Annotated in this window: 26 protein-coding genes; 16 read left to right on the forward strand and 10 right to left on the reverse strand. The window is 71.1% G+C overall.

All coding sequences use genetic code 11. The annotated features are described in order from the left end of the window. Positions 1-37: 37 nt before the first annotated feature. Positions 38-694, reverse strand: coding sequence for a DUF3043 domain-containing protein (locus ABZ193_RS11325; protein WP_026153367.1), 657 nt, complete (start codon positions 692-694; stop codon positions 38-40). 172 nt (positions 695-866) lie between these two features. On the opposite strand from ABZ193_RS11325, the gene ABZ193_RS11330 reads away from it, so the two are divergent. After that, complete coding sequence (locus tag ABZ193_RS11330) at positions 867-1,238, forward strand: iron-sulfur cluster assembly accessory protein (protein WP_017984065.1); 372 nt, start codon at positions 867-869, stop codon at positions 1,236-1,238. Between the two features lie 63 nt (positions 1,239-1,301). Here ABZ193_RS11330 and ABZ193_RS11335 read toward each other — a convergent pair whose 3' ends face one another. Then, positions 1,302-1,472 (reverse strand): hypothetical protein, encoded by a 171-nt coding sequence (locus ABZ193_RS11335; protein ID WP_017984064.1) that lies wholly within the window; start codon positions 1,470-1,472, stop codon positions 1,302-1,304. A 140-nt stretch (positions 1,473-1,612) separates the two neighbouring features. On the opposite strand from ABZ193_RS11335, the gene ABZ193_RS11340 reads away from it, so the two are divergent. Next, on the forward strand, positions 1,613-2,602 hold the full coding sequence (locus ABZ193_RS11340; RefSeq protein ID WP_354709744.1) for a carbohydrate kinase family protein: 990 nt from the start codon (positions 1,613-1,615) through the stop codon (positions 2,600-2,602). Between the two features lie 349 nt (positions 2,603-2,951). Here the strand turns inward: ABZ193_RS11340 and asnB are convergent, their stop codons facing one another. Beyond that, positions 2,952-4,886, reverse strand: a complete 1,935-nt coding sequence (gene asnB / locus ABZ193_RS11345) for an asparagine synthase (glutamine-hydrolyzing) (RefSeq protein ID WP_027936436.1) — start codon at positions 4,884-4,886, stop codon at positions 2,952-2,954. Positions 4,887-5,052: 166 nt separating this feature from the next. Here asnB and ABZ193_RS11350 point away from each other — a divergent pair, with 166 nt between their 5' ends. Continuing rightward, the gene (locus ABZ193_RS11350) at positions 5,053-5,994 is read left to right on the forward strand and encodes a cytochrome c oxidase subunit II (protein WP_027936435.1); all 942 of its coding nucleotides are present in this window, start codon (positions 5,053-5,055) and stop codon (positions 5,992-5,994) included. 52 nt (positions 5,995-6,046) lie between these two features. After that, positions 6,047-6,466, forward strand: coding sequence for a cytochrome c oxidase subunit 4 (locus ABZ193_RS11355; protein ID WP_017984060.1), 420 nt, complete (start codon positions 6,047-6,049; stop codon positions 6,464-6,466). Between the two features lie 83 nt (positions 6,467-6,549). Here ABZ193_RS11355 and trpD read toward each other — a convergent pair whose 3' ends face one another. Genes trpD through ABZ193_RS11370 form a run of 3 tightly spaced genes read right to left on the reverse strand, consistent with a single transcriptional unit; the run spans position 6,550 to position 8,506 of the window. After that, on the reverse strand, positions 6,550-7,575 hold the full coding sequence (trpD, locus tag ABZ193_RS11360) for an anthranilate phosphoribosyltransferase (protein WP_020421867.1): 1,026 nt from the start codon (positions 7,573-7,575) through the stop codon (positions 6,550-6,552). Between the two features lie 47 nt (positions 7,576-7,622). After that, the gene (locus tag ABZ193_RS11365) at positions 7,623-8,033 is read right to left on the reverse strand and encodes a hypothetical protein (RefSeq protein ID WP_017984058.1); all 411 of its coding nucleotides are present in this window, start codon (positions 8,031-8,033) and stop codon (positions 7,623-7,625) included. A gap of 41 nt (positions 8,034-8,074) precedes the next feature. Further along, positions 8,075-8,506 carry a hypothetical protein gene (locus tag ABZ193_RS11370; protein ID WP_354709746.1) on the reverse strand — a complete coding sequence of 144 codons (432 nt, stop codon included), beginning with the start codon at positions 8,504-8,506 and terminating at the stop codon, positions 8,075-8,077. 96 nt (positions 8,507-8,602) lie between these two features. Between ABZ193_RS11370 and ABZ193_RS11375 the strand changes: the two genes are divergently transcribed. From ABZ193_RS11375 to ABZ193_RS11390, 4 genes are read left to right on the forward strand one after another with little or no spacing between them, the layout of a single operon-like run. After that, positions 8,603-9,232, forward strand: coding sequence for a heme-copper oxidase subunit III (locus ABZ193_RS11375; RefSeq protein ID WP_039791891.1), 630 nt, complete (start codon positions 8,603-8,605; stop codon positions 9,230-9,232). Between the two features lie 54 nt (positions 9,233-9,286). Next, positions 9,287-10,105, forward strand: a complete 819-nt coding sequence (locus ABZ193_RS11380) for a cytochrome c (protein WP_017984055.1) — start codon at positions 9,287-9,289, stop codon at positions 10,103-10,105. Between the two features lie 5 nt (positions 10,106-10,110). Next, positions 10,111-11,274 carry a ubiquinol-cytochrome c reductase iron-sulfur subunit gene (locus ABZ193_RS11385; RefSeq protein ID WP_020421864.1) on the forward strand — a complete coding sequence of 388 codons (1,164 nt, stop codon included), beginning with the start codon at positions 10,111-10,113 and terminating at the stop codon, positions 11,272-11,274. Continuing rightward, positions 11,271-12,941 (forward strand): cytochrome bc complex cytochrome b subunit, encoded by a 1,671-nt coding sequence (locus tag ABZ193_RS11390; RefSeq protein ID WP_027936433.1) that lies wholly within the window; start codon positions 11,271-11,273, stop codon positions 12,939-12,941. The genes ABZ193_RS11385 and ABZ193_RS11390 overlap by 4 nt, the downstream gene beginning before the upstream one ends. A 58-nt stretch (positions 12,942-12,999) precedes the next feature. Here the strand turns inward: ABZ193_RS11390 and ABZ193_RS11395 are convergent, their stop codons facing one another. Together ABZ193_RS11395 and ABZ193_RS11400 are read right to left on the reverse strand one after the other, a co-directional pair. Beyond that, the gene (locus ABZ193_RS11395) at positions 13,000-13,287 is read right to left on the reverse strand and encodes an Lrp/AsnC ligand binding domain-containing protein (protein WP_020421862.1); all 288 of its coding nucleotides are present in this window, start codon (positions 13,285-13,287) and stop codon (positions 13,000-13,002) included. 53 nt (positions 13,288-13,340) lie between these two features. Then, positions 13,341-15,062 (reverse strand): DEDD exonuclease domain-containing protein, encoded by a 1,722-nt coding sequence (locus ABZ193_RS11400; protein ID WP_354709750.1) that lies wholly within the window; start codon positions 15,060-15,062, stop codon positions 13,341-13,343. A gap of 72 nt (positions 15,063-15,134) precedes the next feature. On the opposite strand from ABZ193_RS11400, the gene ABZ193_RS11405 reads away from it, so the two are divergent. From ABZ193_RS11405 to ABZ193_RS11420, 4 genes are all read left to right on the forward strand, one after another. Continuing rightward, positions 15,135-16,505: an NYN domain-containing protein gene (locus tag ABZ193_RS11405; RefSeq protein WP_354709752.1), complete on the forward strand. Its 1,371-nt coding sequence runs from the start codon at positions 15,135-15,137 to the stop codon at positions 16,503-16,505. 134 nt (positions 16,506-16,639) lie between these two features. Further along, positions 16,640-16,870, forward strand: coding sequence for a hypothetical protein (locus ABZ193_RS11410; RefSeq protein WP_020421859.1), 231 nt, complete (start codon positions 16,640-16,642; stop codon positions 16,868-16,870). Between the two features lie 901 nt (positions 16,871-17,771). Next, positions 17,772-18,827, forward strand: a complete 1,056-nt coding sequence (locus tag ABZ193_RS11415; protein WP_020421858.1) for a C40 family peptidase — start codon at positions 17,772-17,774, stop codon at positions 18,825-18,827. 110 nt (positions 18,828-18,937) lie between these two features. Continuing rightward, positions 18,938-20,092 (forward strand): glycosyltransferase family 4 protein, encoded by a 1,155-nt coding sequence (locus tag ABZ193_RS11420; RefSeq protein WP_354709753.1) that lies wholly within the window; start codon positions 18,938-18,940, stop codon positions 20,090-20,092. 3 nt (positions 20,093-20,095) lie between these two features. On the opposite strand, the gene ABZ193_RS11425 is transcribed toward ABZ193_RS11420, so the two are convergent. Next, positions 20,096-20,719, reverse strand: a complete 624-nt coding sequence (locus ABZ193_RS11425) for a uridine kinase (protein WP_354709754.1) — start codon at positions 20,717-20,719, stop codon at positions 20,096-20,098. A 62-nt stretch (positions 20,720-20,781) separates the two neighbouring features. Between ABZ193_RS11425 and ABZ193_RS11430 the strand changes: the two genes are divergently transcribed. Next, positions 20,782-21,189 (forward strand): SRPBCC domain-containing protein, encoded by a 408-nt coding sequence (locus tag ABZ193_RS11430; protein WP_354709755.1) that lies wholly within the window; start codon positions 20,782-20,784, stop codon positions 21,187-21,189. Positions 21,190-21,261: 72 nt separating this feature from the next. Then, the gene (locus ABZ193_RS11435) at positions 21,262-22,482 is read left to right on the forward strand and encodes a cytochrome P450 (RefSeq protein WP_354709756.1); all 1,221 of its coding nucleotides are present in this window, start codon (positions 21,262-21,264) and stop codon (positions 22,480-22,482) included. Positions 22,483-22,486: 4 nt separating this feature from the next. Here the strand turns inward: ABZ193_RS11435 and ABZ193_RS11440 are convergent, their stop codons facing one another. Further along, a complete protein-coding gene (locus ABZ193_RS11440; RefSeq protein ID WP_020421853.1) occupies positions 22,487-22,888 on the reverse strand; it encodes a hypothetical protein in 402 nt (133 codons plus the stop codon). A gap of 88 nt (positions 22,889-22,976) precedes the next feature. Between ABZ193_RS11440 and ABZ193_RS11445 the strand changes: the two genes are divergently transcribed. Both ABZ193_RS11445 and ABZ193_RS11450 read left to right on the forward strand, forming a co-directional pair. Further along, on the forward strand, positions 22,977-23,603 hold the full coding sequence (locus tag ABZ193_RS11445) for a MerR family transcriptional regulator (RefSeq protein WP_237338187.1): 627 nt from the start codon (positions 22,977-22,979) through the stop codon (positions 23,601-23,603). Positions 23,604-24,440: 837 nt separating this feature from the next. After that, positions 24,441-26,753 carry a bifunctional SulP family inorganic anion transporter/carbonic anhydrase gene (locus ABZ193_RS11450; RefSeq protein ID WP_237338186.1) on the forward strand — a complete coding sequence of 771 codons (2,313 nt, stop codon included), beginning with the start codon at positions 24,441-24,443 and terminating at the stop codon, positions 26,751-26,753. The last annotated feature ends 5 nt before the right edge of the window (positions 26,754-26,758 follow it).

Below are 26,758 nucleotides of genomic sequence, written 5' to 3' on the forward strand. Positions count from 1 at the left end.
TTCGCCTTGCTAACGACCTGGAGTGCGCTCCAGCCGGTCAGGAGACCGTGTCGCCGACCTTCACGCGCGGCTTGGGCATCCGGAGCTTGCGGATCTGGCTCGCCCGGACGAACGCGTACCAGCCCAGCGACCGGCCGCTGATGTTCTCCTTCGGGAACTTCGCCCTGGCCAGCCGCGCGATGCGGCGGCCGTTGAAGTAACCCTCGACGGCCATGACCAGCAGCGCGGCCATGCACAGCAGCGTCACGTACTGCTGGATCACCGGGTACGGCACCAGCAGCACGACGAACACGAGGATCGCCAGCGGCATGAACGCGCCGAGGAAGTGGCGGCGCGAGTCGACCAGGTCGCGCACATACGCCTTGACCGGGCCCTTGTCGCGCGGCAGCAGGTAGCGGTCGTCGCCCGCGGCCATCCGCTCCTGGCGCTCTTTGGCGAGCCTGCGGCGCTCTTCCTTGTCCACCGGGTTCGACTTGCGCAGCTCGCGGTTGCGCTTCATCGCCTCCCGCATGGTCCTCGGCGGGGGCGCGACGGGGCCGCGGCGCTTGCCCTCGGCCTCCTTGCGCTTCGGCGTCGGCCTGCCCTTGCCCGGGGTGTAGCCACGGGTGTGAGATTCGACGCTTTCGGCCACCTCGGCCGCCTCGATCTCGGGGCTGTCTGCGGTGGTCGTGCTGTTACGACGGAGAAACCTCACCCAACCAGCTTATTCCAGACAGCGGCGTGCGTGTTCAACCCCCTCGCCGATGTGTAACCATGGGATCAGCGCCAAGGCGGGAACCAGCCCGGGAACAGATCGGGTGGCACCGGTGTTCCAGTAGGGAGGAGCACCCCCCACCCGGTGCACGGCAAGACCCCGAGGGAGAGCTATGACTGCCGCTGAGCAGACCAGCACGCAGGCCGAGGCCGAGGCCACCCACGGCGTCACGTTGAGCGACGCCGCGGCGAGCAAGGCGAAGGCCCTGCTCGAGCAGGAAGGCCGCGACGACATGCACCTGCGCATCGCGGTCCAGCCCGGTGGTTGCGCGGGACTGCGCTACCAGCTGTTCTTCGACGAGCGCACGCTCGACGGCGACCTGTTCCGCGACTTCGACGGCCTGCGCGTGGCGGTCGACCGCATGAGCGCGCCGTACGTCGAGGGTGCGGTGATCGACTTCGTCGACTCGATCGAGAAGCAGGGCTTCACCATCGAGAACCCGAACGCCACGGGCTCCTGCGCCTGCGGCGACTCGTTCCACTGAGCCAGTACACGTGAAGGGCGCCGGTCGAGCTTCGACCGGCGCCCTTTTCGCGTGTCCGCGTAACTAATAGTCCTCCAGCCCGACTACCTGTGCGTGGCAGGCGTCGTCGACCGCCCAGCCCCGCGGCGCAGGCGGCCGGGGCGCCGAGGCGTGTGCCGCGCGCAGTTCGGCGGGGATGTCGGCGCAGTCGTCGATCAGCTCGGCGATGGTCTCCGGTTCCGTCACGGTGCTCACGCAGGCGACGCTAGGGCGACCGGCGCGCGCCGGACAGGTCTACCAGCTAGTAGTGTCGGTCAGCGGGTCAGATTTAGCTCCGACGGGGTATTTCCCGTCGGTAACTTCAGTTCGAGCCAGCCAGAGGGAGCAGAGCACCGGTGGCCATCAACGCCCGCATCGCCGTTTCCGGCAGCATCGCAACCGACCATCTCATGCACTTCCCCGGCCGGTTCGCCGAGCAGCTGGTCGCCGACCAGCTGCACCGCGTCTCGCTGAGCTTCCTGGCCGACGACCTGGTGGTCCGCCGCGGCGGGATCGGCGCCAACATCGCGTTCGGCCTCGGGGTGCTCGGTGCGAAGCCGGTGCTGGTCGGCGCGGCGGGCGCGGACTTCGCCGACTACCGGTCCTGGCTGGAGCGCCACGGCGTGGACGCGTCCGGCGTGCTGATCTCGGAGCTGGCCCACACCGCGCGGTTCGTGTGCACCACGGACGACGACCTCAACCAGATCGCCACCTTCTACGCCGGCGCGATGGCCGAGGCCCGCAACATCGAGCTGGGCCCGATCGCGGACCGCGTCGGCGGGATCGGGCTGATGCTGATCGGCCCGGACGACCCGGACGGCATGCTCCGGCACGCGGACGAGTGCCGCCAGCGCGGGATCGACTTCGCGGTGGACCCGTCGCAGCAGCTGGCCCGCATGAACGGCGAGCAGGCGCGGCGCTTCGTCGACGGGGCGAAGTACCTGTTCACCAACGACTACGAGTGGGAGCTGCTGCTCCAGAAGACGGCCTGGTCCGAGGCCGACGTGCTGGACCACGTCGGCATCCGCATCACCACCCTCGGCGAGAAGGGTGTGGAGATCGTGGGCAAGGACGGGCTGGCCCTGGAGGTCGGCGCGGTGCCCGAGCTGGCGAAGGCCGACCCGACGGGCGTCGGCGACGGCTTCCGGGCGGGTTTCCTGGCCGGCCTGAACGCGGACCTGAGCCTGGAGCGGTCCGCCCAGCTGGGTTCGATGATCGCCGTGCTGGTGCTGGAGACCGTCGGCACGCAGGAGTGGACGCTCGACCGGGAGTCCGCACTGACCCGCATCGGCGCCGCGTTCGGCCCCGACGCCGCGGCGGAGATCGCCCCCGCGCTGCCCGCCTGACCGCAGCCGCGGGAACTGGTCGGGTCTGAACGACCACCCACCGCCGACCGCGGACACCCGGCGGCCGGCGAGGCAGGACGATCTGGCCCCGCCCCGACTGCTCACGGCCCCAAGCGGGCCATTCGCAGCACGACCTGTCCGCCGCCCCCCGGCGGTCGGCGGTGCGGGACCATCAGGCCCCGCGCTGCCCACCTGACTGGCCGCGCCCCACGCCCGGCGGCACTGCCCGCCAGCGCAACGTACCCGTCACCGGCCGCCGCCGCAGCACAACGAAGCCCCGTGCTGCTTACCCGACCACCAAACAAAAACGGGCCGCAGCCCGGCGGCTGCGGCCCGTTCAGCACTCGTCTCAGATGCGCACGGGGTAGACCGGCTCCGGGATCTCCGGCTTGATCCGGTGCTCGATGAAGATGCCGTGCCAGATCATGAACACCAGCAGCGCCCAGATGCGCCTGCTGTGGTCCAGCGTGCCCGCCTTGTGCTCGTCCAGCAGGCGCTGCACGGCCTGCTTGTCCAGCAGCTCGCCGGTCTGCGAGTCGGCGATGATGCCGCGCGCCCAGTCGTACATCTCGTCCCGCAGCCACAGCCGGATCGGCACCGGGAAGCCCAGCTTGCGCCGGTTCAGCACGTGCGCGGGGACGATGCCCTCCAGCGCGCGGCGCAGCGCGTACTTCGTCGTCTCCTTGGTGATCTTCTGGTCCAGCGGGATGCCGGCCGCGACCTTGAACACCTCCGCGTCCAGGAACGGCACCCGCAGCTCCAGCGAGTTCGCCATGGTCATCTTGTCGGCCTTGACCAGGATGTCGCCGCGCAGCCAGGTGAACAGGTCCACGTGCTGCATCCGCGCGACCGGGTCCCAGTTCGCCGACGTGCGGTAGTGCTCGGCGGTGACGTCCTTGTGCCCGACGCCCTCCTGGAACGTCTTCAGCACCCCGCGCAGCTGGTCGTCGCGGAAGATGCGGGCGTTGCCGTAGTAGCGCTCCTCCAGCGGCAGCGCGCCGCGGCGCAGCAGGTCCTTGCCGCGCGTGCCCTCCGGGATCCGCTCCGACACCTTGCCGATGACCTTGCGCAGGCTGCCCGGCACCTTCTCGAACGGCGCCAGCGACAGCGGCTCGTTGTAGATCGTGTAGCCGCCGAACAGCTCGTCCGAGCCCTCGCCGGACAGCACCGCCTTGACGTGCTTGCGCGCCTCCCGCGCGATGAACCACAGCGGCACCAGCGCCGGGTCGGCCACCGGGTCGTCGAGGTACCAGACGATGAGCGGCAGCGCCTCCATCATCTCGTCGGCCGACACGGTCCGGATGACGTGCTTCACGCCGATCGCCGCCGCGGACTCGGCCGCCACGTCGACCTCGGAGTAGCCCTCGCGCTCGAACCCGGTGGTGAACGCGATCAGGTTCGGGTTGTGCTCCTTGGCCAGCGCCGCGATCGCGGTCGAGTCGATGCCGCCGGAGAGGAACGTGCCGACGGTGATGTCCGGGTCGGCGATCATGTGCTTGCCGACCGAGTCGCGCATCACGTCGCGGATCCGCTCGTGCAAGATCTTCGCCTCGGCCTCGCCGCGGACCGGCTTGGCGGCGAACTCGGGGAAGAAGTAGCGCTCGATCTTCGGCGCGCCGCCGGGGGAGACGGTGAACGAGGTGCCGGACTCGATGCGGCGGATGCGCGTGTGCAGCGTCTCCGGCTCCGGCACGTACTGCAGCGTCAGGTAGTGCTGCAGCGCGGTCCGGTCCAGCTGCTTGGTGATCCCCAGCACGCCGGAGAGCTCCAGCAGCGACTTCTTCTCGCTGGAGAACGCCGTGCCGCCCGGCCCGTGCGTGTAGAACAGCGGCTTGATGCCGAACGGATCACGTGCGCCGAAGATCACCTTCTCCTCGGCGTCCCAGATCAGGAACGCGAACATCCCACGCAGCTTGGACACCGCGGCGCGGCCCCAGTGGTGGTAGGCCGCGACGATCGCCTCGCCGTCGCCCTCTGTGGCGAACTTCGCACCGTGCTCCTCCGTGAGCTGTTCCCGCAGCTCACGGTAGTTGTAGATCTCGCCGTTGAAGTTCAGCGTGTACCGGTTCGGCGACTCGGGCGGGCCCCAGGTCAGCGGCTGGTGGGCGTGCTCGACGTCGATGAACGCGAGCCGGTTGAAGCCGTAGACGACCTCGCCGTCGGTCCAGGTGTCGCGCTCGTCGGGACCGCGATGACGCTGGCAGCGCATGGCTTCGCCGACCGCGTCACGCGCGTTGACCGCGTCGTTCTCAGTGGCACACACCAGTCCAAGCAGGCCGCACACGGATATTCACACCTCGAGGTCGTGGCCGGATGTCGAGCGCCCAGTATGCCCGCAGCCCCCGCCACGAACGGTCACCCCTTGGGCTGCGGATCGCGGTAGCTCGGCTAGGCTCCCGCTGGTAAGCCAGAAATCGTCAAGGAGGCCTGGGTTGAAAGGGCGCTGCGCAGTGGGCAGGGATGAGCGCACTCCGGCATCACGTTCGGCGAAAGTGGGTAAGGTCGCCGCGCTGGCCGGGCTCGTCGCGCTCCTGGCGACCGGGTGCTCCGGTGACGAGGTGCTGCGGTTCGGGTGGCCCGTCGGCGTGACCAAGGAGTCCGAGGACATGCGCGTCCTCTGGACCTGGTCCGTCATCGCCGCGCTCGTCGTCGGTGTGATCGTGTGGGGCCTGATCTTCTGGTCGGTCGCGTTCCACCGGAAGAAGAAGACCGACGGCCCCGGCGACCTGCCGCGACAGTTCCAGTACAACGTGCCGCTCGAGCTGTTCTGCGTCGTGCTGCCGCTCGTGATGGTCTGCGTGCTGTTCTTCTTCACCGCGACCACCGAGAGCAAGGTGCTCGCCGAGGAGCCGGACCCGGACGTCACGGTCGACGTGATCGCGTTCCAGTGGAACTGGGAGTTCGACTACCCGAGCGCCCCGAAGGACGCCAACGGCCAGGTCATCAAGACCGTCGGCAGCTCGAGCGAGATCCCGATCCTGGTCCTGCCCGCAGGCAAGCGCATCCAGTACAACCTGCGCTCGGCCGACGTCATCCACTCGTTCTGGGTGCCGGAGTTCCACTTCAAGCGGGACGTGTTCCCGGACCCGGAGAAGAACAACCAGGACCCGTCGTTCCAGAACACGATCGACCGGACCGGTGCGTTCGTCGGCCGCTGCGCCGAGCTGTGCGGCACCTACCACTCGGGCATGAACTTCGAGGTCCGGGCGCTGCCCGCCGACCAGTTCGACCGCTACATCCAGCTGCGCACCCAGATCAACCCGGCCACCGGGCAGCCGAACACCACCGCCGAGGCGCTGGCCGCGCTGAACTGTGGCGAGCTGTGCGCGCCGCAGGCGACCACGACGAAGCCGTTCAACACCGACCGCACGCTGCGGACGCAGTCCGGCTGAGCCGGTTGGTTCCCGTGGGTGTTGGAAGCATGAACACAGTGAGGACAGCGTCATGAAGGTCGAAGCCCGGATTTTCGACTTGGTCACCGCTTTCGCGTTCTTCATCGCGATCGTGTACGGCGTGTGGACCGGCCTGGCCAGTGGCTACGGCGTCGAGCCGGTCGGCCTGGTCGCCCTGATCCTGACCGGCGGGCTGTCCCTCCTGGCGGGCAGTTACATGCGGTTCGTCGGCCGCCGGATCGAACCGCGTCCGGAGGACCGCGACGACGCCGAGATCAGCGACGGCGCGGGCGAGATGGGCTTCTTCAGCCCGGGCAGCTACTGGCCGATCGGACTGGCCGCCTCGGCCGCGTTCGTCGGTCTCGGACTGGCGTTCTTCCACATCTGGATGCTGGTCGTCGGCGGCATCCTGATCCTGCTCACGGTCGGCGGCCTGGTGTTCGAGTACCACACCGGCCCCAACCACGAGTGACCTGATCCGCGAAAAGGGCCCGCCCGGTTTTCCACCGGGCGGGCCCTTTTCGTTGTAGAGCGCGGGATTTTCAGCCCCTCAGCTCACCGGAAAGCCGCCCAGCGGGCCAGCAGATCCGCCGCAGCGCCGGAATCCACGGCCTCCGCGGCCCGCGACAACCCCGCGGCGAGATCGTCCGTCAGCGACGAGCTGAACCCGGCGTGCGCGGCCAGCGCCCCGGCCGCGTTCAGCAGCACCGCGTCCCGCACCGGCCCCGGCTTGCCCGCCACCAGCTCACGCACCACCTCGGCGTTGGCCGCCGGGTCGCCGCCCCGCAGGTCCTCCGCCGTGGCGCGCGCGATGCCCAGTTCGGCCGGATCCAGCGACTCGGCCCGCACCGATCCGCCGGACACGACCCACACCGAGCTGGTCGTCGTCGTGGTCAGCTCGTCGAGGCCGTCGTCACCGCGGACCACCAGCGTCGACGTGCCGCGGCCGGCGAACACCCGTGCCAGCACCTCGGTCTTGTCCGGGAACGCGCACCCGATCAGCCCGGCCGTCGGCTGCGCCGGGTTGGTCAGCGGCCCCAGCAGGTTGAACGCGGTCGGCACGCCCAGCTCGCGGCGCGGCGCGCCCGCGTGCCGGAACCCGGGGTGGAACACCGGCGCGAAGCAGAACCCGATGCCCAGCTCGTCGACGCACCGCTGGACCCCCTCCGGCGGCAGGTCGATCGCCACCCCGAGGGCCTCCAGCACGTCCGCGGTCCCGGCCTTCGACGACGCCGCCCGGTTGCCGTGCTTCACCACCGGCACCCCGGCGGCCGCGGTGACCAGCGAGGCCATCGTCGAGATGTTCACCGACCCGGACCGGTCACCGCCGGTGCCAACGATGTCGACCGCGTCCCGCGCGATCCGCACCCGGCGCGCGTGCGACAGCATCGCGTCCGCGAGGCCGGTGATCTCGGCCGGCGTCTCGCCCTTGGCGCGCAGCGCGACCAGGAAACCGCCGACCTGGGCCGGCGTGGCCTCCCCGGACATCACCTGGTCCATCGCCCACGCGGTGTCCTCGGCGGACAGGTCGGCGCCGGCGATCAGCTGGTTGAGCAGCGTGGGCCAAGTCTGCGTGCCCATGGTCACCTTTCACGGCCGGCGAACCGGCCTCATTCGGTCGCGGCGCCTCAGCCCCGGACGACCGGGACCCGGCGGGCCCGCAGCACGTCCGCGACCGTCTCCGCCGCGGTCAGCGGGTCGAGCGGATGGACCAGGACGGCGTCGGCCTGCGACCAGGTCGCCAGCCAGCGGTCGTCCTTGCGCCGCACGGCGATCACGATGGGCGGGCAGTCGTCGATCTCGTTCTTCAACTGCCTGCACAGCCCGATGCCGCCGGTCGGCTGGGCCTCGCCGTCCAGGATCGCCAGATCGACCGCGCCCTCGTCCATCTCGGCCAGCACGTCGGCCACTCCGGCGGCCTCGACGTAGTCGACCCGGCCCAGGTCGGTGGCGGGCCTGCGGCCGACCGCCGTGATGATCGACTCCCGCACTTCGGGACGGTGGCTGAACACCAGGATCCGCGTGGACTGTTCGGACAAGTCGACCCTCCGGCTTCGTCGCTGTACTGGTCGTGTCGATGCTAGCCGTCCCGGCCGGTTCCACCCAGGCCCATCGGCTGTAGCGCGTCCCAGCCGAGCCAGTCGCCGTCCAGCCGCTGCGCCAGCCCGGCCATCCGGGCCCGTTCCTGTGCGCAGTGCAGCGCGTCGAGCTTCTGCACGCGCAGCGCGTGCACCCGGACGGGTCCTTCGCCGCCGGGCCGGGGGCGCAGCTCCCACCCGTCCTGGGCGAGCACCGACGCGGCCTCGGTGACCCGATCCGGTGGCAGCACCAGGTGGTGGCGCAGAATCGCCGGTTCGTCCGGCCGCCAGCGGTGTGATCTGCCCAGCACCGCCGAGTCGGCTTCGGCGACGTCGAAGGCCTCGGCCACGACCACGACACCCTCGGTGTCCACGGTGAGGCCCGGTCCGCCACGCTTTCGCAGCAGGTCACGAACCCGATCGATGATTCCCACGCCCTGATCCTCACCCTCCGCGTTCGTCACTGTGACCAACACCCCCGGCGCGGCGTGCCGGACCCGACCAAGCAGGTCGCTTCGCAGGGAGACATAATGCGACCCGTGACAACGGCAGCTCCCACCATCAGCCAGCGGGTGCACTCGCTGAACCGGCCGAACATGGTCAGCGTCGGCACGATCGTGTGGCTCTCCAGCGAGCTCATGTTCTTCGCCGGGCTGTTCGCGATGTTCTTCACGGTCAAGGCGCAGAACGACACGGGGGTCTGGCCGCCGATCAACCCGGCGACCGACGAGCCCATCCACCTCGACATCCCGTACGCGCTGCCCTTCACCATCATCCTGGTGGCGTCGTCGTTCACCTGCCAGCTCGGCGTGTTCGCCGCCGAGCGCGGTGACGTCTACGGGCTGCGCCGCTGGTACGTCATCACCCTGATCATGGGCGCGATCTTCGTCGCCGGTCAGGCTGGTGAGTACGTCACGCTTGTCGAGGAGGGCGTGACCATCCCGTCCGGTGCCTTCGGCACGGTGTTCTTCCTGGCGACCGGTTTCCACGGTCTGCACGTGATCGGTGGTCTCGTCGCCTTCGTCTTCTTGCTCATCCGCACCAAGCTGAGCAAGTTCACCCCCGCGCAGGCGACCTCGGCGATCGTCGTGTCCTACTACTGGCACTTCGTCGACATCGTGTGGATCGGCCTGTTCGCGGTCATCTACATCATCCCGTGACCGCGCCAGCCACCCCATGGACCGGCCTGAACTGACAGCAAGGGTTGCCGAAGAATGACCACCAGCAAGAACACCTCCAGGCGCCGCTTCGGCGCCCGCACCAAGCTGCGCCGCCGCATCGCCGGCGCGCTCGCGCTCGGTGTGGCGCTGGTCGGCGCCGGCCTGGGCTACGCCCTCCTGGTGCCGCAGCCGCAGACCGCGCAGGCGCAGGACGACCCGGCGCAGCTGCGCCTCGGCCAGCAGGTCTACAACAACAGCTGCATCAGCTGCCACGGCGCGAACCTGCAGGGCGTCGAGGACCGCGGCCCGAGCCTGATCGGCGTCGGTGACGCGGCGGTGTACTTCCAGACCTCGTCCGGCCGCATGCCCGCGGTCCGCCAGGAGGCGCAGGCCGAGCGCAAGCCGGCCAAGCTGACCCCCGAGGAGATCGACGCGGTCGGCGCCTACATCCAGGCCAACGGCGGCGGCCCGGAGCGGCCCGCCGAGTCCGGCGAGGCGCTGCGCGGGGACAACCCGGCGCGCGGTGGCGAGCTGTTCCGCCTCAACTGCGCGTCGTGCCACAACTTCACCGGCCAGGGCGGCGCCCTGTCCGCGGGCAAGTTCGCGCCGGAGCTCGGCCCGGCCAGCGAAGAGCAGATCTACACGGCGATGCTGAGCGGTCCGCAGAACATGCCGAAGTTCTCCGACCGGCAGCTCACCCCCGAGGAGAAGCGGGACATCGTCGCCTACGTCAAGTCCGTGTCCGACGGGAACAACAACCCCGGTGGCAACGGCCTGGGCGGTCTTGGGCCGGCCTCGGAGGCGCTCGTCGCGTGGATCGTCGGCATCGGCGCCATCGTCGGCGTGACTTTGTGGATTGGATCGAGGGCATGACTAGCATGGAAGAGCACCCGGGCGCCGGGCGCGAGCCGGGGGTTCCCCAGCCTTCCGAGGCCGAACTGGCCGAGATGGACCGCGACCAGCTGGTCAAGCTGGGCACCAAGCTCGACGGCGTCGAGCTGGTCGACTACCCGGACCCGTGGCCGGTCAAGGGCACCCGCGCGGAGAAGCGCGCGGAGCGGGTCGTGGCGCTGTGGTTCACCATCGCGGCGCTGGCCGGTCTCGGCTTCCTGGTGACCATCTGCTGGCCGGAGTGGTGGGAGTACAAGGCCCCGGACACCGGCGAGTACGAGCGGTACGCGCTCTACACGCCCGTCCTGGGCTTCACGCTCGGCCTGTCGATCCTCGCGCTGGGCATCGGCGTGCTGCTCTACACGAAGCGGTTCATCCCGAACGAGCTCGCGGTGCAGGAGCGCCACGACGGCGACGGCAAGGGCTCGGCCGAGATCGACCGCAAGACGATCGTGGCGCAGCTTGCCGACGCCGGTAACCGCAGCACGATCGGCCGCCGCTCGCTGGTCAAGCGCACCGCGGGCCTCGGCGCCGGTGTGATGGGCCTCGGCCTGGTCGCGCTGCCGGTGGCGTCGTTCATCAAGAACCCGTGGAAGGACCCCGAGTCCAAGGACAACCTGGCCCACACCCCGTGGAAGCCGGAGTACCCGGGCGAGGTCGTCTACCTGCGCCGCTACACCGGCAAGACCGGCGAGGTCGTCCTGCTGCGCCCGGAGGACCTGGACGCGGGCGCGATGGAGACGGTCTACCCGTTCCGGGAGAGCGAGCGCGGCGACCACGAGAAGCTGGCCGCGGTCTTCATGCGCGCGGACGCCCCGGTCATGCTGATCCGCCTGCGTCCCGAGGACGCCCAGCGGGTCGTCAAGCGTGAGGGGCAGGAGGACTTCAACTTCGGCGACTACTACGCCTACACGAAGATCTGCAGCCACGTCGGCTGCCCGACTTCGCTGTACGAGCAGCGGACCAACCGGATCCTGTGCCCGTGCCACCAGTCGCAGTTCGACGCCCTGCACTACGCCAAGCCCATCTTCGGCCCGGCGACCCGCGCGCTTGCGCAGTTGCCCATCACGGTCAACGATGAGGGGTACTTCGTGGCGCGGGGAGACTTCATCGAGCCGGTCGGCCCCGCCTATTGGGAGCGCAAGTCATGAGTTCACTCACCACGCCGACACGGGGCTCCAGCATGCTGGAGCGGCACGCCGCCGAGGCCGCGAACAACATGGACCAGCGGTACCGCCTGGCCAAGGGCCTGCGGCACCAGATGAACAAGGTCTTCCCGACCCACTGGTCGTTCCTGCTCGGTGAGATCGCGCTCTACAGCTTCATCGTCGTGATCATCACGGGTGTCTACCTGACCCTGTTCTTCGATCCGTCGATGTCCGAGGTCGTCTACAACGGGCCGTTCAAGAACCTGCAGGGCGTCGAGATGTCCCGCGCGTTCCAGACGACCCTGGAGATCTCGTTCGAGGTTCGCGGCGGTCTGTTCGTCCGCCAGCTGCACCACTGGGCCGCGCTGGTGTTCGTCGCGGCGATGATGGTGCACATGTTCCGGATCTTCTTCACCGGAGCGTTCCGCAGGCCGCGCGAGGCCAACTGGGTCATCGGCGCGCTGCTGCTGATCCTGGGCATGTTCGAGGGCTTCTTCGGCTACTCGCTGCCGGACGACCTGCTGTCGGGCACCGGTATCCGCGCCACCCTGTCGGGCATCGTGCTCTCGGTGCCGATCATGGGCACCTGGCTGCACTGGGCGCTGTTCGGCGGGGAGTTCCCCGGCGACGAGATCGTGCCGCGCATGTACACGCTGCACATCCTGCTGCTGCCGGGCATCATGCTCGCGCTGGTCGGTGTGCACCTGGCGCTGGTCTGGTACCAGAAGCACACCCAGTTCCCTGGCGTGCGGCGCAAGGAGACCAACGTCGTCGGCGTGCGGATCATGCCGGTGTTCGCCGCGAAGGCCGGCGCGTTCTTCGTCATCGTCACCGGCATCCTGTCGATCATGGCGGGCATCTTCCAGATCAACCCGATCTGGAACCTGGGCCCGTACAACCCGGGGCAGGTGTCGGCGGGCTCGCAGCCGGACTGGTACCTCGCCTGGGCCGACGGCATGCTGCGGATCTTCCCCGCGTGGGAGCTCTACCTGGGCAACTACACGGTCCCGGCGGTGTTCTTCGCAGGCGCGGTCTGGATGCCGATCCTGTTCGCGCTGCTGATCGGCTACCCGTTCATCGAACGGAAGCTGTCCGGCGACACCGCGCACCACAACCTGCTGCAGCGCCCGCGTGACGCACCGGTCCGCACCTCGATCGGCATGATGGCGCTGGCGTTCTTCATGGTGATCGAGCTGTCCGGGTTCAACGACATCATCGCGGACAAGTTCAACATCTCCCTGAACGCGACCACGTGGGCCGGCCGCATCGGCATCCTGGTGCTGCCGCCGCTGGCGTACTTCATCACCTACCGGATCTGCCTGGGCCTGCAGCGGTCCGACCGGGAGGTGCTGGAGCACGGCATCGAGACCGGCATCATCAAGCGCCTGCCGCACGGTGAGTTCATCGAGATCCACCAGCCGCTGGGCGGTGTGGACGACCACGGCCACGCCATCCCGCTGGAGTACCAGGGCGCGGCGGTGCCGAAGAAGATGAACAAGCTCGGCGCGGCCGGGCGGGCGGTGCCGGGCACGATGCTGGCGCCGGACCCGGTCGAGGAGACCGCGGCGCTGGACCGGGCCCGCGGCAACGGGCACGGCAACGGCCACGTCCCCGGCGAGCTGCCCGAGAAGGGTGAGGTCCCCTCGGGCTGGAAGACCCCGGACCACTAAGTCACGGTCACGAGAAGGGCCCCCGGAGCGATCCGGGGGCCCTTTCTCGTTCGTTGGTTCAGTCGGCGTCCTCGACGCCGATCGCGAACGCGGACTCGGTGTCGGCGGTGGAGTAGGACCGGAACGCGATGTGCGTGTCGGTGTCGATCACGCCCGGCACCTTGCCGATCTTGGCCGGGATGAGGTCGGCGAGCTCCTCGTGGGCGTGCACCCGCACGATCGCGATCAGGTCGACGTCCCCGGCGCACGAGTACACCTCCGCCACGCCGTCGATGTCGGCGATCGCCTGCGCGGTCTCCGGGATGCTGTCCGCCACGGCATGGATCAGCACGATCGCGGTGATCACTCGCGTCCTCCTCGCGTAATTGGGTAGCGCGGCGATCGTAGCTCCCCGCGTCCCTACCCGGCCTGCTCGAGCGACACGGCGGTGGCGACCTGCTCCAGCCAGCCGCGCCACGGACCGGCGCCGTGCGCGGGCTCCGACCAGGGCACGGCCGTGCGCACCAGGCGGACGCCGGGCCGGGTGAGCCAGCGCAGCAGGATCGACGTCTCCTCGGGCGGCGCCCCGTACAGGGGCCCCGGGCCGGGCTCGACCGTCTCCGCGGACGCCACGAGCTGCTCGACCACCGGCATCGGCGGCACACCGCGCCGGGCCACTCCGGCGGAGGCCAGCCTGCCGTGCCGGATCACCGCGAACTCCCACCCGCGGTTGCCGTCCGGGGCCGCCGCGACCAGCTCCGGGATCGCGGCCAGCGACGACAGCCGGTGGGCCCGGTCCACGGCGCGCACCAGCACGGCGAGCTCGTCCCGCCGCCGCGCCGCCTGCTCGAAGTGCTCGGCTCCGGCCAGGTCGTCGAGCTGGCGGCGCGCGGACTCCAGCGGCCGGGCGCCGCGCCCGGCGACCAGGTCGACGATCGCGTGCACGCCGGGGGAGTACTCCTCCACACTTTGCCTGCCGGCGCACGGCGCCCCGCACCGCCCGAGCTCGGCGAGCGCGCACGGCCGGCCGGACGGCGAGTGCGCGGAGATCCGCTGGGTGCACGTGCGCAGGCCGACGGCGCCGGCCAGGGCGTCCGCCGCGATCTTGGCCGTGACCTGCGAGGAGAACGGGCCGAGCGCGCCGTCCTTGGGCAGCCGCACCACGGACAGTCGCGGGAACGCCTCGTCGGTGAGCACGATCCACCACGACTTGCGCGGGTTCTTGGAGCGCCGGTTGTAGGAGGGCCGGTGCGCGGCGATCAGCCGCAGCTCCCGGACCTGGGCCTCCAGCGCGTGGCTGCACTCGATGCCGTCGACCCGCTCGGCGAGGGCGACCATCTCGCGGATCCGGCCGCGGCTCTCCGAACCGGTGAAGTACTGGCGGACCCGGCGGCGCAGGTTGCTCGCCGTTCCGACGTACAGGACCTCGTCGCCCGGCCCGCGGAACAGGTAGACGCCAGGGCGTTCCGGCAGGTGGGCCGCCATCCCGCGCTTGCGCCGCTGGGCGGGCGTCACCTCGGGCAGGTAGTCGAGCAGTTCCTCCAGCGACTGCACCCCGACGTTGCCGACCCGCTCCAGCAGCGCGTGCAGGACGTGCACGGTGGCGCGGGCGTCGTCCAGCGCGCGGTGGTTCGGCGTCACCGGCGAGCCGAACAGGGCCGCCAGCGCGGACAGCCGGAAGCTGGGGCTGTCCTGCCGCGTCAACACGCGCCGGGCGAGGCGGACCGTGCACACCACGGCGGGCTTCGGCCACGGGTAGCCGTGGTGCAGGCAGGCCGCACGCATGAACGACGTGTCGAACGGCGCGTTGTGCGCGACCAGCACCGCGCCGCTGGCGAACTCCAGGAACGCGGGCAGCACGCGGTCGATCTTCGGCGCGTCGTGCAGCATCGCCGAGGTGATGCCGGTCAGCGCCACGATCTGCGGCGGGACGGGCATCCCGGGGTCGACGAGTGTGGCGAACTCACCCAGCACCTCGCCGCCGCGGACCTTGACCGCGCCGATCTCGGTGATGCCGTCCGGGCCCGGCTTGGTCCCGGTCGTCTCCAGGTCGAACACGACGAACGTGGTGTCCCGAAGCGGCGTGCCGAGTTCGTCGAAGGTCAGTTGCGCGCCGTCCGCGAGTTGCATGATCGGCACCATAAGGAGGGGGACCGACAATCCCGGATCACGGCACGAACGGTGATCGTTACCGAAGCGGACTACCCTGAACGGATGTTTCCCTCAGTGCACGCCGAAGAGCCCGAAGACCCCGGTCTCCGGGCGCCCGCGGCGAGCGCGCGCCCGGAGCCGGACACCAAGTCCGTGAACTGGCGCGATCTGCCGGAGCCGGTGCGCGGCCGGCTCGCCGAGCTGGCCGCCGAGGCACTGGGGAAGATCCCGCGCATCGACATCCCGCAGCAGCTGCGGCCGGTCGCGAAGTTCGCCCCGGCCAAGCGTGCGAAGCTGGGCGGTGCGGCGCTCCTCACAACCCTGGAGGATTCGACCGCGTTCCGCACCGCCGTCCTCGAGTGGGTGCGCGAGTACCGGCCGGACGCGCTCGACCCGAACGACCCGGACCCGGTGGCCGCCGCGGTGGCGGCCGTCCTGCTCGGCGAGGCCAGCGCAGCCACCCGCGTGCGGCTGGTGGTCAAGAACGCGGCGGAGACGGCGCTGCGGGCCGAGCGCGACGCGGCGGTGGCGCGCAGCCAGCGGCTGGAGGCGGAGCTCGCGCGCGTGCGCGAGGAGCTGGCGGAGGCGCGGGAGGCGATCGAGGGCGCCCGCGTGGAGCGCGAGGAGGAGCTGGCGAAGCTGCGCAACCGGCTCCGGGAGCAGGGCACGCAGCTGCGGCAGGCCAAGGACGTCGCCGAGGAGGCGCGTGAGCTGCTGGCGCAGGCCGACGTGCGGCGGGAGCAGGAGGTGGCCGCGGTGACCGCTCAGCTGGAGCGTGAGCGCCAGCGCGCGGCTTCCGAACGGGCGCGGGCCGAGCGGGCGGCGGCGGACGCGGAGATCGCGCGCCAGTCCGCGAAGGAGGCCCGCGAGGCGGACGAGGTGCGCCTGTCGCTGCTCGTCGACACCCTGCAGGGCGCGGTCACGGGGTTGCGGCGGGAGCTGGCGCTGGACACCAGCGCGCGGCGCCCGGCGGACACCGTGCTGGGTGCTACATCGGGCACCGGGGCCGGGCGGCAGGTGCGGGACCCGGCGGTGCTGGACCGGCTGCTCGCGTTGCCGAGCGTGCACCTGATCGTCGACGGCTACAACGTCACCAAGACCGGCTACCCGGAGCTGACGCTGGCCGACCAGCGGAACCGGCTGGTGCAGCAGCTCGGCGCGCTGGCGGCGCGGACGGGCGCGGAGATCACCGTGGTGTTCGACGGCGCCGAGGTGATGTCGGTGCCGACCGTGAGCGCCCGCGGGGTGCGCGTGTTGTTCTCCGACCCCGGCGTGATCGCGGACGACGTGATCCGGTCGCTGGTCGCGGCCGAGCCGCAGGGCCGCCCGCTGGTGGTGGCCTCGACCGACCGCGGAGTGGCCGACTCGGTCCGGCGATCGGGGGCGCACCCGGTCGCATCGGCGGTGCTGCTGGCGCGGCTGGGACGGGTCTAGAGATTTTTTTCGGCGGTGTTTCCGCAGGTCGGCGGTTTTCTCGCACACCGTTGGTCCATTCGTTCGATACGCGAGCCCGAAATTGTCGGTGGTCACTCGTACCGTGCATCCCAGTAGCAACGAGGAGGCACGCCATGAACGACAACACCGTGATCATCGAGTGCAACCGGTGCACGCTGAGGGGCCGCGCCTGCGGCGACTGCGTGCTGAGCGCCGTGGTCGACGCCCCGCCGGTCGTCGAACTCGACTTCGAGGAACTCGCCGCGGTCGAGTTGCTCGCCGACGCGGGCCTGGTGCCGCCGCCCCGAACGATCTCCCGAGGCCGGCGCCCGCATGTGCGGCTGCCCGAGCGCCGCGCGGGCTGACGCAACGGTCGCTGCGAGCGGTCTCGGGGGCTGCCGGACATACTCGGGCGCCTCGGGGTGGATGGGGGAGCGACCCGGCACGGCAAGGGAACCTCCGTCGTGGTTCGAGTGGCAATCCTGCGCCCGCCGTGGTGGCCAGCGGCTGCTGCGCGCGTGGATGGAGCCCGACCGTGGCGACCGCCGTCCAGACACGGGCGAGGGAGCCCCGGGTCGTGGTTCGAGGGGCGATCGTGCGCGCCGTGGTGGCGGGCGGCTGGTGGGCCGTCGGGCGGCCGGCTGCTGCGCGTGCACATGTATCCCCGCCGTGGCGGCCGACCCCGACCCCTGACACGCCGAGGGAACCTCCGAATCCTGCGCGCACCGTCGTTCAGACAGCCGCTCCGCACCCGAATGCCCCCGATCAAGACGGCCGGCCGTTCCGCGCCCGAAATGGCCCGAACCACGGCGGCCGGGCACCCACCGCGCCCCGACATGCCGAAGAAGACAAACGGTCGCTTCGAGCGGCAAACGGTCAGTAGTCGTGATCCTGCCGACTGTTGCCTTGGTCACACCCACAGGGGAACTGCTGGTCCGAACGGGAAGAGAGGTGATTACGCAAAGTTTTTACCTGGTGCCTGGTGGACGCGACGGCGGTCGTTTCGTAACCTGGCCGAGATCTCGCGCCCGGCAGCCGTCGCGCCCGCGGCGGCGACGCGAGATTGTCGCCGTAGCAGCTTGTCGGGGAGCTGTGCCGGACCCACGCATGGACCCAGATGCGCTACCCCCTGCGTCTGGACATGCCGGGTTACCGTCGTAGACCGGTTCGGGTGCTTGTGTCCGCCCGCGCCGGTGCAGTGTGGAGGGTCCCCCGACCTCCTGCGACGGCCGGCGGCGACATGAGTGCAAAGGAGACACGCGCGGCGTGCAGTCGCAACCCATCAAGCGCGTGGTCGCAGGAGCCCTCGCCGCCGCCGCGGTACTCGCGGTCGGTGGTTTCCCCACGGCTCCGGCCGGCGCGGTCCCCCTCCCCGCCCCACAGCAGCCCGCCACCTCGTCGGACGCCCTGGCGCAGTACCGGCAGCTCGCCGCACAGGCCGAGCAGCTGAACGAGGAGGCCATGCAGGCGCAGGCCGACCTCGACGCCAAGCAGGCCGACCTGGACCGGGCCAACGCCGACCTGGCAGCCGCCAACGCGGCCGGTGAGCAGGCGCTCATCGCGAAGAACCAGTACCAGGGCGTGGTCGACCAGTTCGCCGACGCCTCGTTCGTCGGCGGCGTGCAGTTCAACAAGCTGTCCGCCTTGCTGAACGGCACCTCGGCGCAGGACTTCCTGGAGCGCTCCTCCGCTCTGGAAGTGCTCGCCGACGAGAAGAACAAGGCGCTCGCCGACTACAACGCGGCGATCCAGGCGGCTGCCAACGCCCAGGCCGCGGCAGCCGACGCCCAGACGCGCTCGCAGGTCGCCAAGGACGCGGCCGCGACGCTGCTGAACGACCTGCACGCCCGGCAGGCCGCGCTGCAGGCGCAGCTCGACCAGCTGGACCAGGTGCGCCAGCGGCTCACCGCGTCCGAGCGGGCCGCGCAGAAGGACACGGGCGGCCTCGCGCCGAACGTGCCCGCCCCGACGGCGGCCGCCCAGGAGGCGATCGACGTCGCGCTGAGCAAGCTCGGCAGCCCGTACGGCTGGGGCGACACCGGCCCCAGCTCGTTCGACTGCTCGGGTCTGACGCTGTACGCCTACAAGGCGGCGGGCATCACCCTGCCGCGCACGAGCCAGCAGCAGGCCACGGCCGGTGTCGCGGTCTCGCGGGCCCAGCTGCAGCCCGGCGACCTGGTGTTCTTCGGTTCGCCGATCCACCACGTGGGCATCTACCTGGGCGACGGCAAGATGGTGCACGCCCCCGAGACCGGGGACGTCGTCAAGATCTCGCCGCTGCAGAACAACTACGTCTCGGCCCGCCGCGTCGCGGTGAGCTGAGTTCGGCAACACGACAGGGGCGGCACCGGCCACAACCGGAGCCGCCCCTGACTCGTTCCCGGGCCGCCGCACCCGGAACCGTCCCGGCGCTCCCTAGTAGTCTCCAGCCCGTGCTTCGGACCCTGCTGGTGACCAACGACTTCCCGCCGCGGCCCGGGGGGATCCAGAACTACCTGAACTCCTTCGCGCGCCTGCTGCCGCCGGACCAGCTCGTCGTCTACGCACCGTCCTGGGACAAGCCCTCCGGCTCGCACCCCGAGTTCGACGCCGCCGCGCCGTTCGAGGTGGTCCGGCACCCCACCTCGCTCATGCTGCCCACCCCGGACGTGCTCCGCCGCGCCAAGGACATCCTGCGCGCACACGACTGCCAGGCCGTCTGGTTCGGCGCCGCGGCCCCGCTGGCGCTGCTCGCCCAGCCGCTGCGGGCCGCGGGCGCGGACTGGGTCGTCGCGAGCACGCACGGGCACGAGGTCGGCTGGTCGATGCTGCCGCTGGCCCGCCAGGCGCTGCGCCGCATCGGCGACACCACCGACGTGATCACCTACGTCAGCAAGTACACCCGCGGCCGGTTCGCGTCGGCGTTCGGCCCGTCCGCCGGGCTGGAGCTGCTGCCGCCGGGCGTCGACCCGGACGTGTTCAAACCGGACCCCGCCGCCCGCGACGAGATCCGCGCCCGGCACGGCCTCGGCGACCGGCCGACCGTCGTCTGCGTGTCCCGGCTCGTGCCGCGCAAGGGCCAGGACATGCTCATCCACGCCCTCCCCGAACTGCGCCGCCGCGTACCGGACGTCGCACTCCTGCTCGTCGGCGGCGGCCCGTACCGGAAGTCCCTGGAACGGCTCGCCGAGGCGCAGGGTGTCGCCGACGATGTCGTGTTCACTGGTTCGGTGCCGTGGCCCGAGCTGCCCGCGCACTACGCAGCCGGCGACGTCTTCGCCATGCCCGCCCGCACCCGCGGCAAGGGACTGGACGTGGAAGGCCTCGGGATCGTCTACCTGGAGGCCTCGGCGACGGGCCTGCCGGTCGTCGCGGGCAACTCGGGCGGCGCCCCGGAAACCGTCCTCGACGAGGTGACCGGCCACGTCGTCGACGGCCGCGACGTCCACCAGCTGGTCGAGACCCTCACCCCGCTGCTCAACGACCCGTCGCGCGCCCGCAAGATGGGCGTCGCGGGCCGGAACTGGGTGACCGAGCAGTGGCGGTGGGACCTGCTGGGCGCCCGGTTGCGCGCGTTCCTCAACGGAGAGCCTGCCGTCGCCCCCTGACCGTCACGCGGCCCGCTCCAGCACCGCCGGGTGCCGCGGGTCGTCGGCGCGCACCACCACGTCGGCGATCTCCGCGGGCCGCACCTCTTCCTCGTACCGCTCGAACGCGGGCAGCGCCCACTGCTCGTCTTCGGGCAGGCGGCGCCGCAACGCTCCCGGGGACAGCTGCAGGTGCACGGTCAGCTCGAACGGCAGGCCACGCCCGAGCAACATCTCACCGTCCACGACCAGCACGCCCGGCGCGGGCAGCGGCACCCGCGCGGAGCGGGTGGCGCGGTCGCGAGCCGCGTCCCACAGCGCGGGCAGCACCTCGCCGCTTCCGTTGCGCCCCAACGGGTCCAGCACCTCGCGGCGCAACGCGCCTTCGTCCAGCCAGGACCAGTAGCGGGAGTCCGGGTTCTCCCTGCCGTACTCGAAGCGCAGCGACGCGGGCCGCAGGAAGTCCACAGTGGACACGCGCTGCACCGCGCGGCCGCCCAGCCGCAGCGGGTCGACCAGCGCGTCGGCGAGTGCCGCGGTGCCCGGCGGGCCGTCCACGGCGATCCGCACCCACGGCGCGTCCAGCACGAGCACCCGCTCGGCCAGTTCCCCGGCGAGGCGTTCGAAGGTGATGGGGCGATACCGCACGATCTCCCATCGTGCCCCATGACCGGGCCGGAACTGTCGGTGCCTCCTGCCATCATGAGCCCATGACCAAGGAAGTGGGCCGGACTGCCGACGCGGGCTGGCAGGTCGGCGTCTCCCGGACGCTGCCGTACCCGGCCGCCGCCGTCTGGGAGTTCCTGACCAGCAGGGCCGGCGCCGAGATCTGGCTCGGCGCCGTCGTCCCCGGTGGCAAGGGGGAGCGCTACGAGACGGCCGGCGGCACGACCGGCGAGGTCCGCAGTTACCGCGAGCTGGACCGCATCCGGCTGACCTGGCGGCCGAAGGACTGGGACCACGACTCGACGGTGCAGGTGACGGTTTCGCCGTCGGGCGACCGGACGGTCGTGCGCTTCCACCAGGAATGGCTGGCCGACGCCGAGGAGCGCGCCGCGCAGCGGAAGCACTGGAAGGGGGTGGTGGACCGGGTCGCCGAGGCGCTCGCGGCCCGGTGAGCCGGGCACCAATCGCGCCCGCTGCCCGTTGACGACTTGCCGGAGCACGAACGCCACTGGGAGGACCACGAAATGCGCGTGGTGGACGAACCGATCGAGCTCGACGACGACATCATCCAGGACCCGCACGCCCTCTACCGCGCGTTGCGCGAGGAGGGCCCGGTCCGGCCCGCGATCATGCCCCGCGGGTTGCGGGTCTGGCTGGTCTCGGGGTACGCGGAGGCCAAGGCGCTCCTCGCGGACCCGCGGCTGAGCAAGGACGCCGACCGGGCGCAGGAGCTGTTCCAGATGCGCCTGACGGCGACCGGGGGGACGGGCGGCGACGACCCGTCGGGCAGCCTGCTGCGCCACCACATGCTCAACAGCGACCCGCCGGACCACACGCGGCTGCGCAAGCTGGTCAACAAGGCCTTCACCGCGCGCACCGTCGCCGCCCTGCGGCCGCGCATCGAGCAGATCACCGACGAGCTGCTGGACGCCGTCGCCGCGCGCGGCCGGGTGGACCTGCTGGACGCGTTCGCCTACCCGCTGCCGATCACGGTGATCTGCGAGCTGCTCGGCATCCCGGAGGAGGAGCGCGGCGACTTCCGCGAGTGGTCGAACACGCTGCTCAACTCCGGGCCCGAGGACGACTTCCACGCCGCGGCCCGCTCGATGGCCGGCTACCTCACGGCGCTGGTCGCGGCCAAGCGCGCGGCGCCGACCCAGGACCTGCTGTCCGACCTGGTGCACGTGTCGGACGAGGGTGACCAGCTGTCGCCGGAAGAGCTGGTGGCGATGGCGTTCCTGCTGCTCGTCGCCGGGCACGAGACGACGGTCAACCTCATCGGCAACAGCGTGCTGGCGTTGCTGCGGCACCCGGACCAGCTGGCGGCCCTCCGGGCCGACCCGTCGCTGCTGCCCGGCGCCGTCGAGGAGTTCCTGCGGTTCGAGGGGCCGATCAACATCGCGACCCTGCGGTTCACGGTGGAACCGGTGCGGATCGGCGACGTGGAGATCCCGGCGAACGAGTTCGTGATGGTCTCACTGGTGGGCGCCAACCGCGACGGCGAGCGGTTCCCGGAGCCGGACCGCCTGGACGTCACCCGCCCGGCCGGTGGTCACCTGGCCTTCGGCCACGGCATCCACTACTGCGTCGGGGCGCCGCTCGCCCGGCTCGAAGCGGAGGTCGCCCTCGGCCGCCTGCTCGAGCGCTTCCCGGTGATCGAGCTCGACGGCGACCCGGGCGAGCTCCGCTGGCGGGAGAGCACGCTCGTGCACGGCTTGAACACGTTGCCGGTGGTGGTCCGCTGACGCGTCAGTGGTGGTCGTGGCGGTGCCGGTAGACGACCACCGCCATGGCCACGCCCATCAGGCCGTGACCGATGCCCATCAGCGCGCCGCCGGAGATCACGCCGGCCCAGTACGGCACGAGCAGCACCGCGAACGGCACGTACATCCACACGGTCATCTCGAGCACCGAGCGCCGGCTGTGCCGCCGGAACCGCATCCACGCGGCCATCGGCAGGGCCATCTCGGTCGCCATGATCATCGCCCGCCAGTCGGTGCGGTCCAGGACCGCCGACCAGCCCGCCGCGTCGAAACCCAGCCGGACGAGCGGTCCGAGGACCGCCATGCCCAGGCCCATGGCGATCCACATTTCGGCATAGTGCAGCACGGCCCGCCGGGTGGTGGACGAGCGCAGTGACAGGGTGGTCATCCTCATCGCCTCCAGAACGGATAGCTGTACTATCTGAAATGGGAAGCTACTCTACCCATGAGGTTGTGTCCAGAGGGAGGAACGCCGGATGCGCATGGCGGAGCTGAGCCGGGAGTCGGGCGTCCCGGTCGCGACGATCAAGTACTACCAGCGCGAAGGCCTGCTCCCGCCCGGCGAGCTGACCAGCCCCAACCAGGCCCGCTACGGGCCCGCGCACGTGCGGCGGCTGAAGCTGGTGCGTGCCCTGCTGGAGATCGGCGGACTGTCCGTGGCCGCGGTCGGCGAGGTGCTGAGCGCGATCGACGACCCGGCCACGTCGACGCACGACATCCTCGGCCTGGCCCAGCACGGCCTGCCGGTGGCGAAGCCGGAGGTGACGGCCGACGACCGCGCCTGGGCGCTGAGCCGCATCGAGGAGGTGGCTCGGCGGCGGGGCTGGGAGGTGCACGCCGGATCGCCGGTGGTCGAGTCGCTGGTGGGTGTGCTGTGCGCGCTCCGGGAGGTCGGGCACGAGTGGGTGCTGGACGAACTCGACAGCTACGCCGAGGCGGCGGCCTCGGTCGCCGAGAGGGATGTGTCGGCGGTGGCTCGGCTGGGCGCCACCGAGGCGGTGGTCGAGGGTGCGGTGGTCGGCACTGTTCTCGGCGATGCGTTGTTCGCGGCCCTGCGGCGGATGGCGCACGCGGAGGTCTCGCGGCGGCAGTTCTCCGGCTAGGGCCGGCTCGCGGGGACGGCCGGCTCGCGGACGGGGGAACCCGGGATGTGTCGCGCCGGGGTGGGGTGCCACCGAGGCGGTGGTGGAGGGTGCGCTGGAGGGTGCGGTGGTCGGTCTCGCGGCGGCAGTCTCCGGGTGGGGCCGGCTCGCGGGGACGGGGCCCGGGATGTACCGCGCCGGGGTGGGGTGCCACCGAGGCGGTGGTGGAGGGTGCGCTGGAGGGTGCGGTGGTCGGTCTCGCGGCGGCAGTCTCCGGGTGGGGCCGGCTCACGGGGACGGGGATCCCGGGATGTGTCGCACCGGGTGGGGCGCCACCGAGGCGGTCGTCGAGGGTGCCGTGGTCGGTCTCGCGGCGGCAGTTCTCCGGGCGGGGCCGGCTCACGGGGACGGGGGACCCCGGACGTGCCGCACCGAGCCGTGCGCTCACCCGCGGTCATCCCGCGTCCGCCGCGCCCTGGTCCGGTCCCCAGCCGCGCACGGCGTCGAGCGCGGCTGGGGACCAGTCGCGAGGGTGGTCTGAAGCGCTAATACCTGCCACCGTGAATAATTCACCCAATCCAGTGTGACCGGGGACACTCAGCCCGGCGTCGTGCACCCTCAGTCACGTTTCGTGTCGATCATCAAGCTGCTCGGTGACCTGTGTCACGCACACTGATGGCCTGACGCCAATACGCCGTTACTCATCAGTCATGACCCTTTGTGAACAAAACGTGAGAATTTCTTTGCATACCGGACATCCCGGGCGTTTTTCGGTATCTCTGGTGCTACAGGCCGTCACTGGGGCCGGTCTTCCTCGGTTCATCCCCATGTTCGGGCACTTCCGCACCGGAGGCGTGAATGATTGACAACTCTGCTCAGGAGCGTGAGCACGCTCCGCCCCGCTCGTGGCGGTCCGCGCTGGACAACCTCCGCCACGACGTGCCGGCCTCGCTGGTCGTCTTCCTCGTCGCGATCCCGCTGTCGCTGGGCATCGCGCTGGCCTCCGGGGCGCCGATCGTCGCCGGGCTGATCGCCGCGATCGTCGGCGGCATCGTGGCCGGCGCGCTCGGCGGCGCGCCGCTGCAGGTCAGCGGCCCCGCCGCGGGCCTGACGGTGATCATGGCGGAGACCATCAACGAGTTCGGCTGGGCCGCCACCTGCGCCATCACCGTCCTGGCGGGCGCGCTGCAGATCCTGCTCGGCCTGAGCCGGATCGCTCGCGCCGCGCTGGCCCTGTCCCCGGCCATCGTGCACGGCATGCTGGCCGGCATCGGGGTCACGATCGTGCTGGCCCAGCTGCACATCGTGCTGGGCGGCAGCGCGCAGAGCTCGCCGATCGACAACCTGCTCCAGCTGCCGGCGCAGATCCTCGACCCGCACGGGCCCGCCACCCTGATCGGCCTGATCACCATCGGCATCCTGCTCGTGTGGGGCAAGCTCCCCGCCGCGGTGCGGAAGGTGCCCGGTCCGCTCGCCGCGATCGTCGCGGTCACCGTGTTCTCGCTGGTCGCCGGCCTGGAGGTGCCGCGCGTCGACATCCCGGCGAACGTGCTCGACATCAGCTTCGCGCCGGACTTCCCGGACACCGGCTGGTTCGACTTCGGCGTCGCCGTCGTCACCATCGCGCTGGTCGCGAGCGTCGAGAGCCTGCTCTCCGCGGTCGCCGTCGACAAGATGCACACCGGCCCGCGCGCGAACCTCAACCGCGAGCTGCTCGGCCAGGGCGCGGCCAACATGACCTCGGGCGCGCTCGGCGGCCTGCCGGTCACCGGCGTGATCGTGCGGAGCTCGACCAACGTGCAGACCGGTGCCCGCACCCGCGTTTCGGCCGTGCTGCACGGCGTCTGGGTGCTGCTGTTCGTCGCCGTGCTGGCCGGGCTGCTGCGCAACATCCCGCTGGCCGCGCTCGCCGGCCTGCTGGTGCACGTGGGCGCGAAGCTGGTCAACCTCAACCACATCAAGCAGGTGCTGCGGCACGGTGACCTGCCGGTTTACCTGATCACGCTGCTCGGCGTCGTGGCCATCGACCTGCTCACCGGTGTGCTGATCGGCGTCGCCGCGGCCGCGCTGATCATGCTCCGCCGCCTGCTGTGGTCCGGCATCCACGCCGAGCGCGACGGCGACAAGTGGCGCGTCGTCGTCGAGGGGGCGTTGTCCGCGCTCTCGATCCCGCGCCTGACCTCGGTACTGGGCACCATCCCGCGCGGCGCGACGGTGACCCTCGAACTCGTCGTGGACTACCTCGACCACGCCGCGTTCGACACGCTCTCGGCCTGGCAGCACTCCCACGAGGAGGCCGGCGGCCAGGTGATCGTGGACGAGATCGGGCACCCCTGGTTCGAGCGGGGCAAAGCAGGCGAGCCGACCGTGCACAAGGCCAAGGCCCAGCGGATCGCGCCGCGCTGGTTCGCCCCCTGGTCCGACTGGCAGCAGGCCCAGCAGGAGGAGCCGGTCGAGGTCCCGGAACAGCGGCAGCCGCGGGAGAGTTCGATGCGGCGCGGCATGGTCGAGTTCGAGCGGCGCACCTCGGAGCTGGTCCGCCCGATCCTGGGCAAGCTGGCCGACACGCAGAACCCGGAGACGCTGTTCATCACCTGCGGCGACGCGCGGATCGTGCCGAACCTGATCACCAGCAGCGGCCCGGGCGACCTGTTCACCGTGCGCAACATCGGCAACCTGGTGCCCGACCACGCGACGTGCGCGGCGGGTTCGGACGCGTCCATCGGCGCCGCGGTCGAGTTCGCGGTCGGGGTGCTCAAGGTGCGCGAGATCGTGGTGTGCGGGCACTCGTCGTGCGGCGCGATGAAGGCGCTGCTCGGTGGCGTGCCGGCGGGCGCGCCCGCGCTGGAGTCCTGGCTCCGGCACGCCGAGCCGAGCGTGGAGCGGGCGAAGACGCACGCCCCGATCCGGATCGGCGACTCGCTGCCCGCGTCCGAGGCCGACCAGCTGGCGCTGCACAACATCCTGCAGCAGCTGGACCGGCTGCGGGAGTACCCGACGGTCGCGGCCGCCGAGGCCCGCGGCGAGGTCGACCTGGTGGGGATGTACTTCGAGGTCGGCGCCGCGCGGGTGCACCTGTACGACCCGAAGGCGAACGCCTTCGTCTCGGCCGACAGCGTCGACGGCGTCGTGAACGGGACCGAGGAGAGCAACCCGATGGTCACCGGGTAGCCACA

This window comes from Amycolatopsis sp. NPDC006125 (genome assembly GCF_040614195.1).
In the GTDB taxonomy this organism is placed as follows: domain Bacteria; phylum Actinomycetota; class Actinomycetes; order Mycobacteriales; family Pseudonocardiaceae; genus Amycolatopsis_E; species Amycolatopsis_E tucumanensis.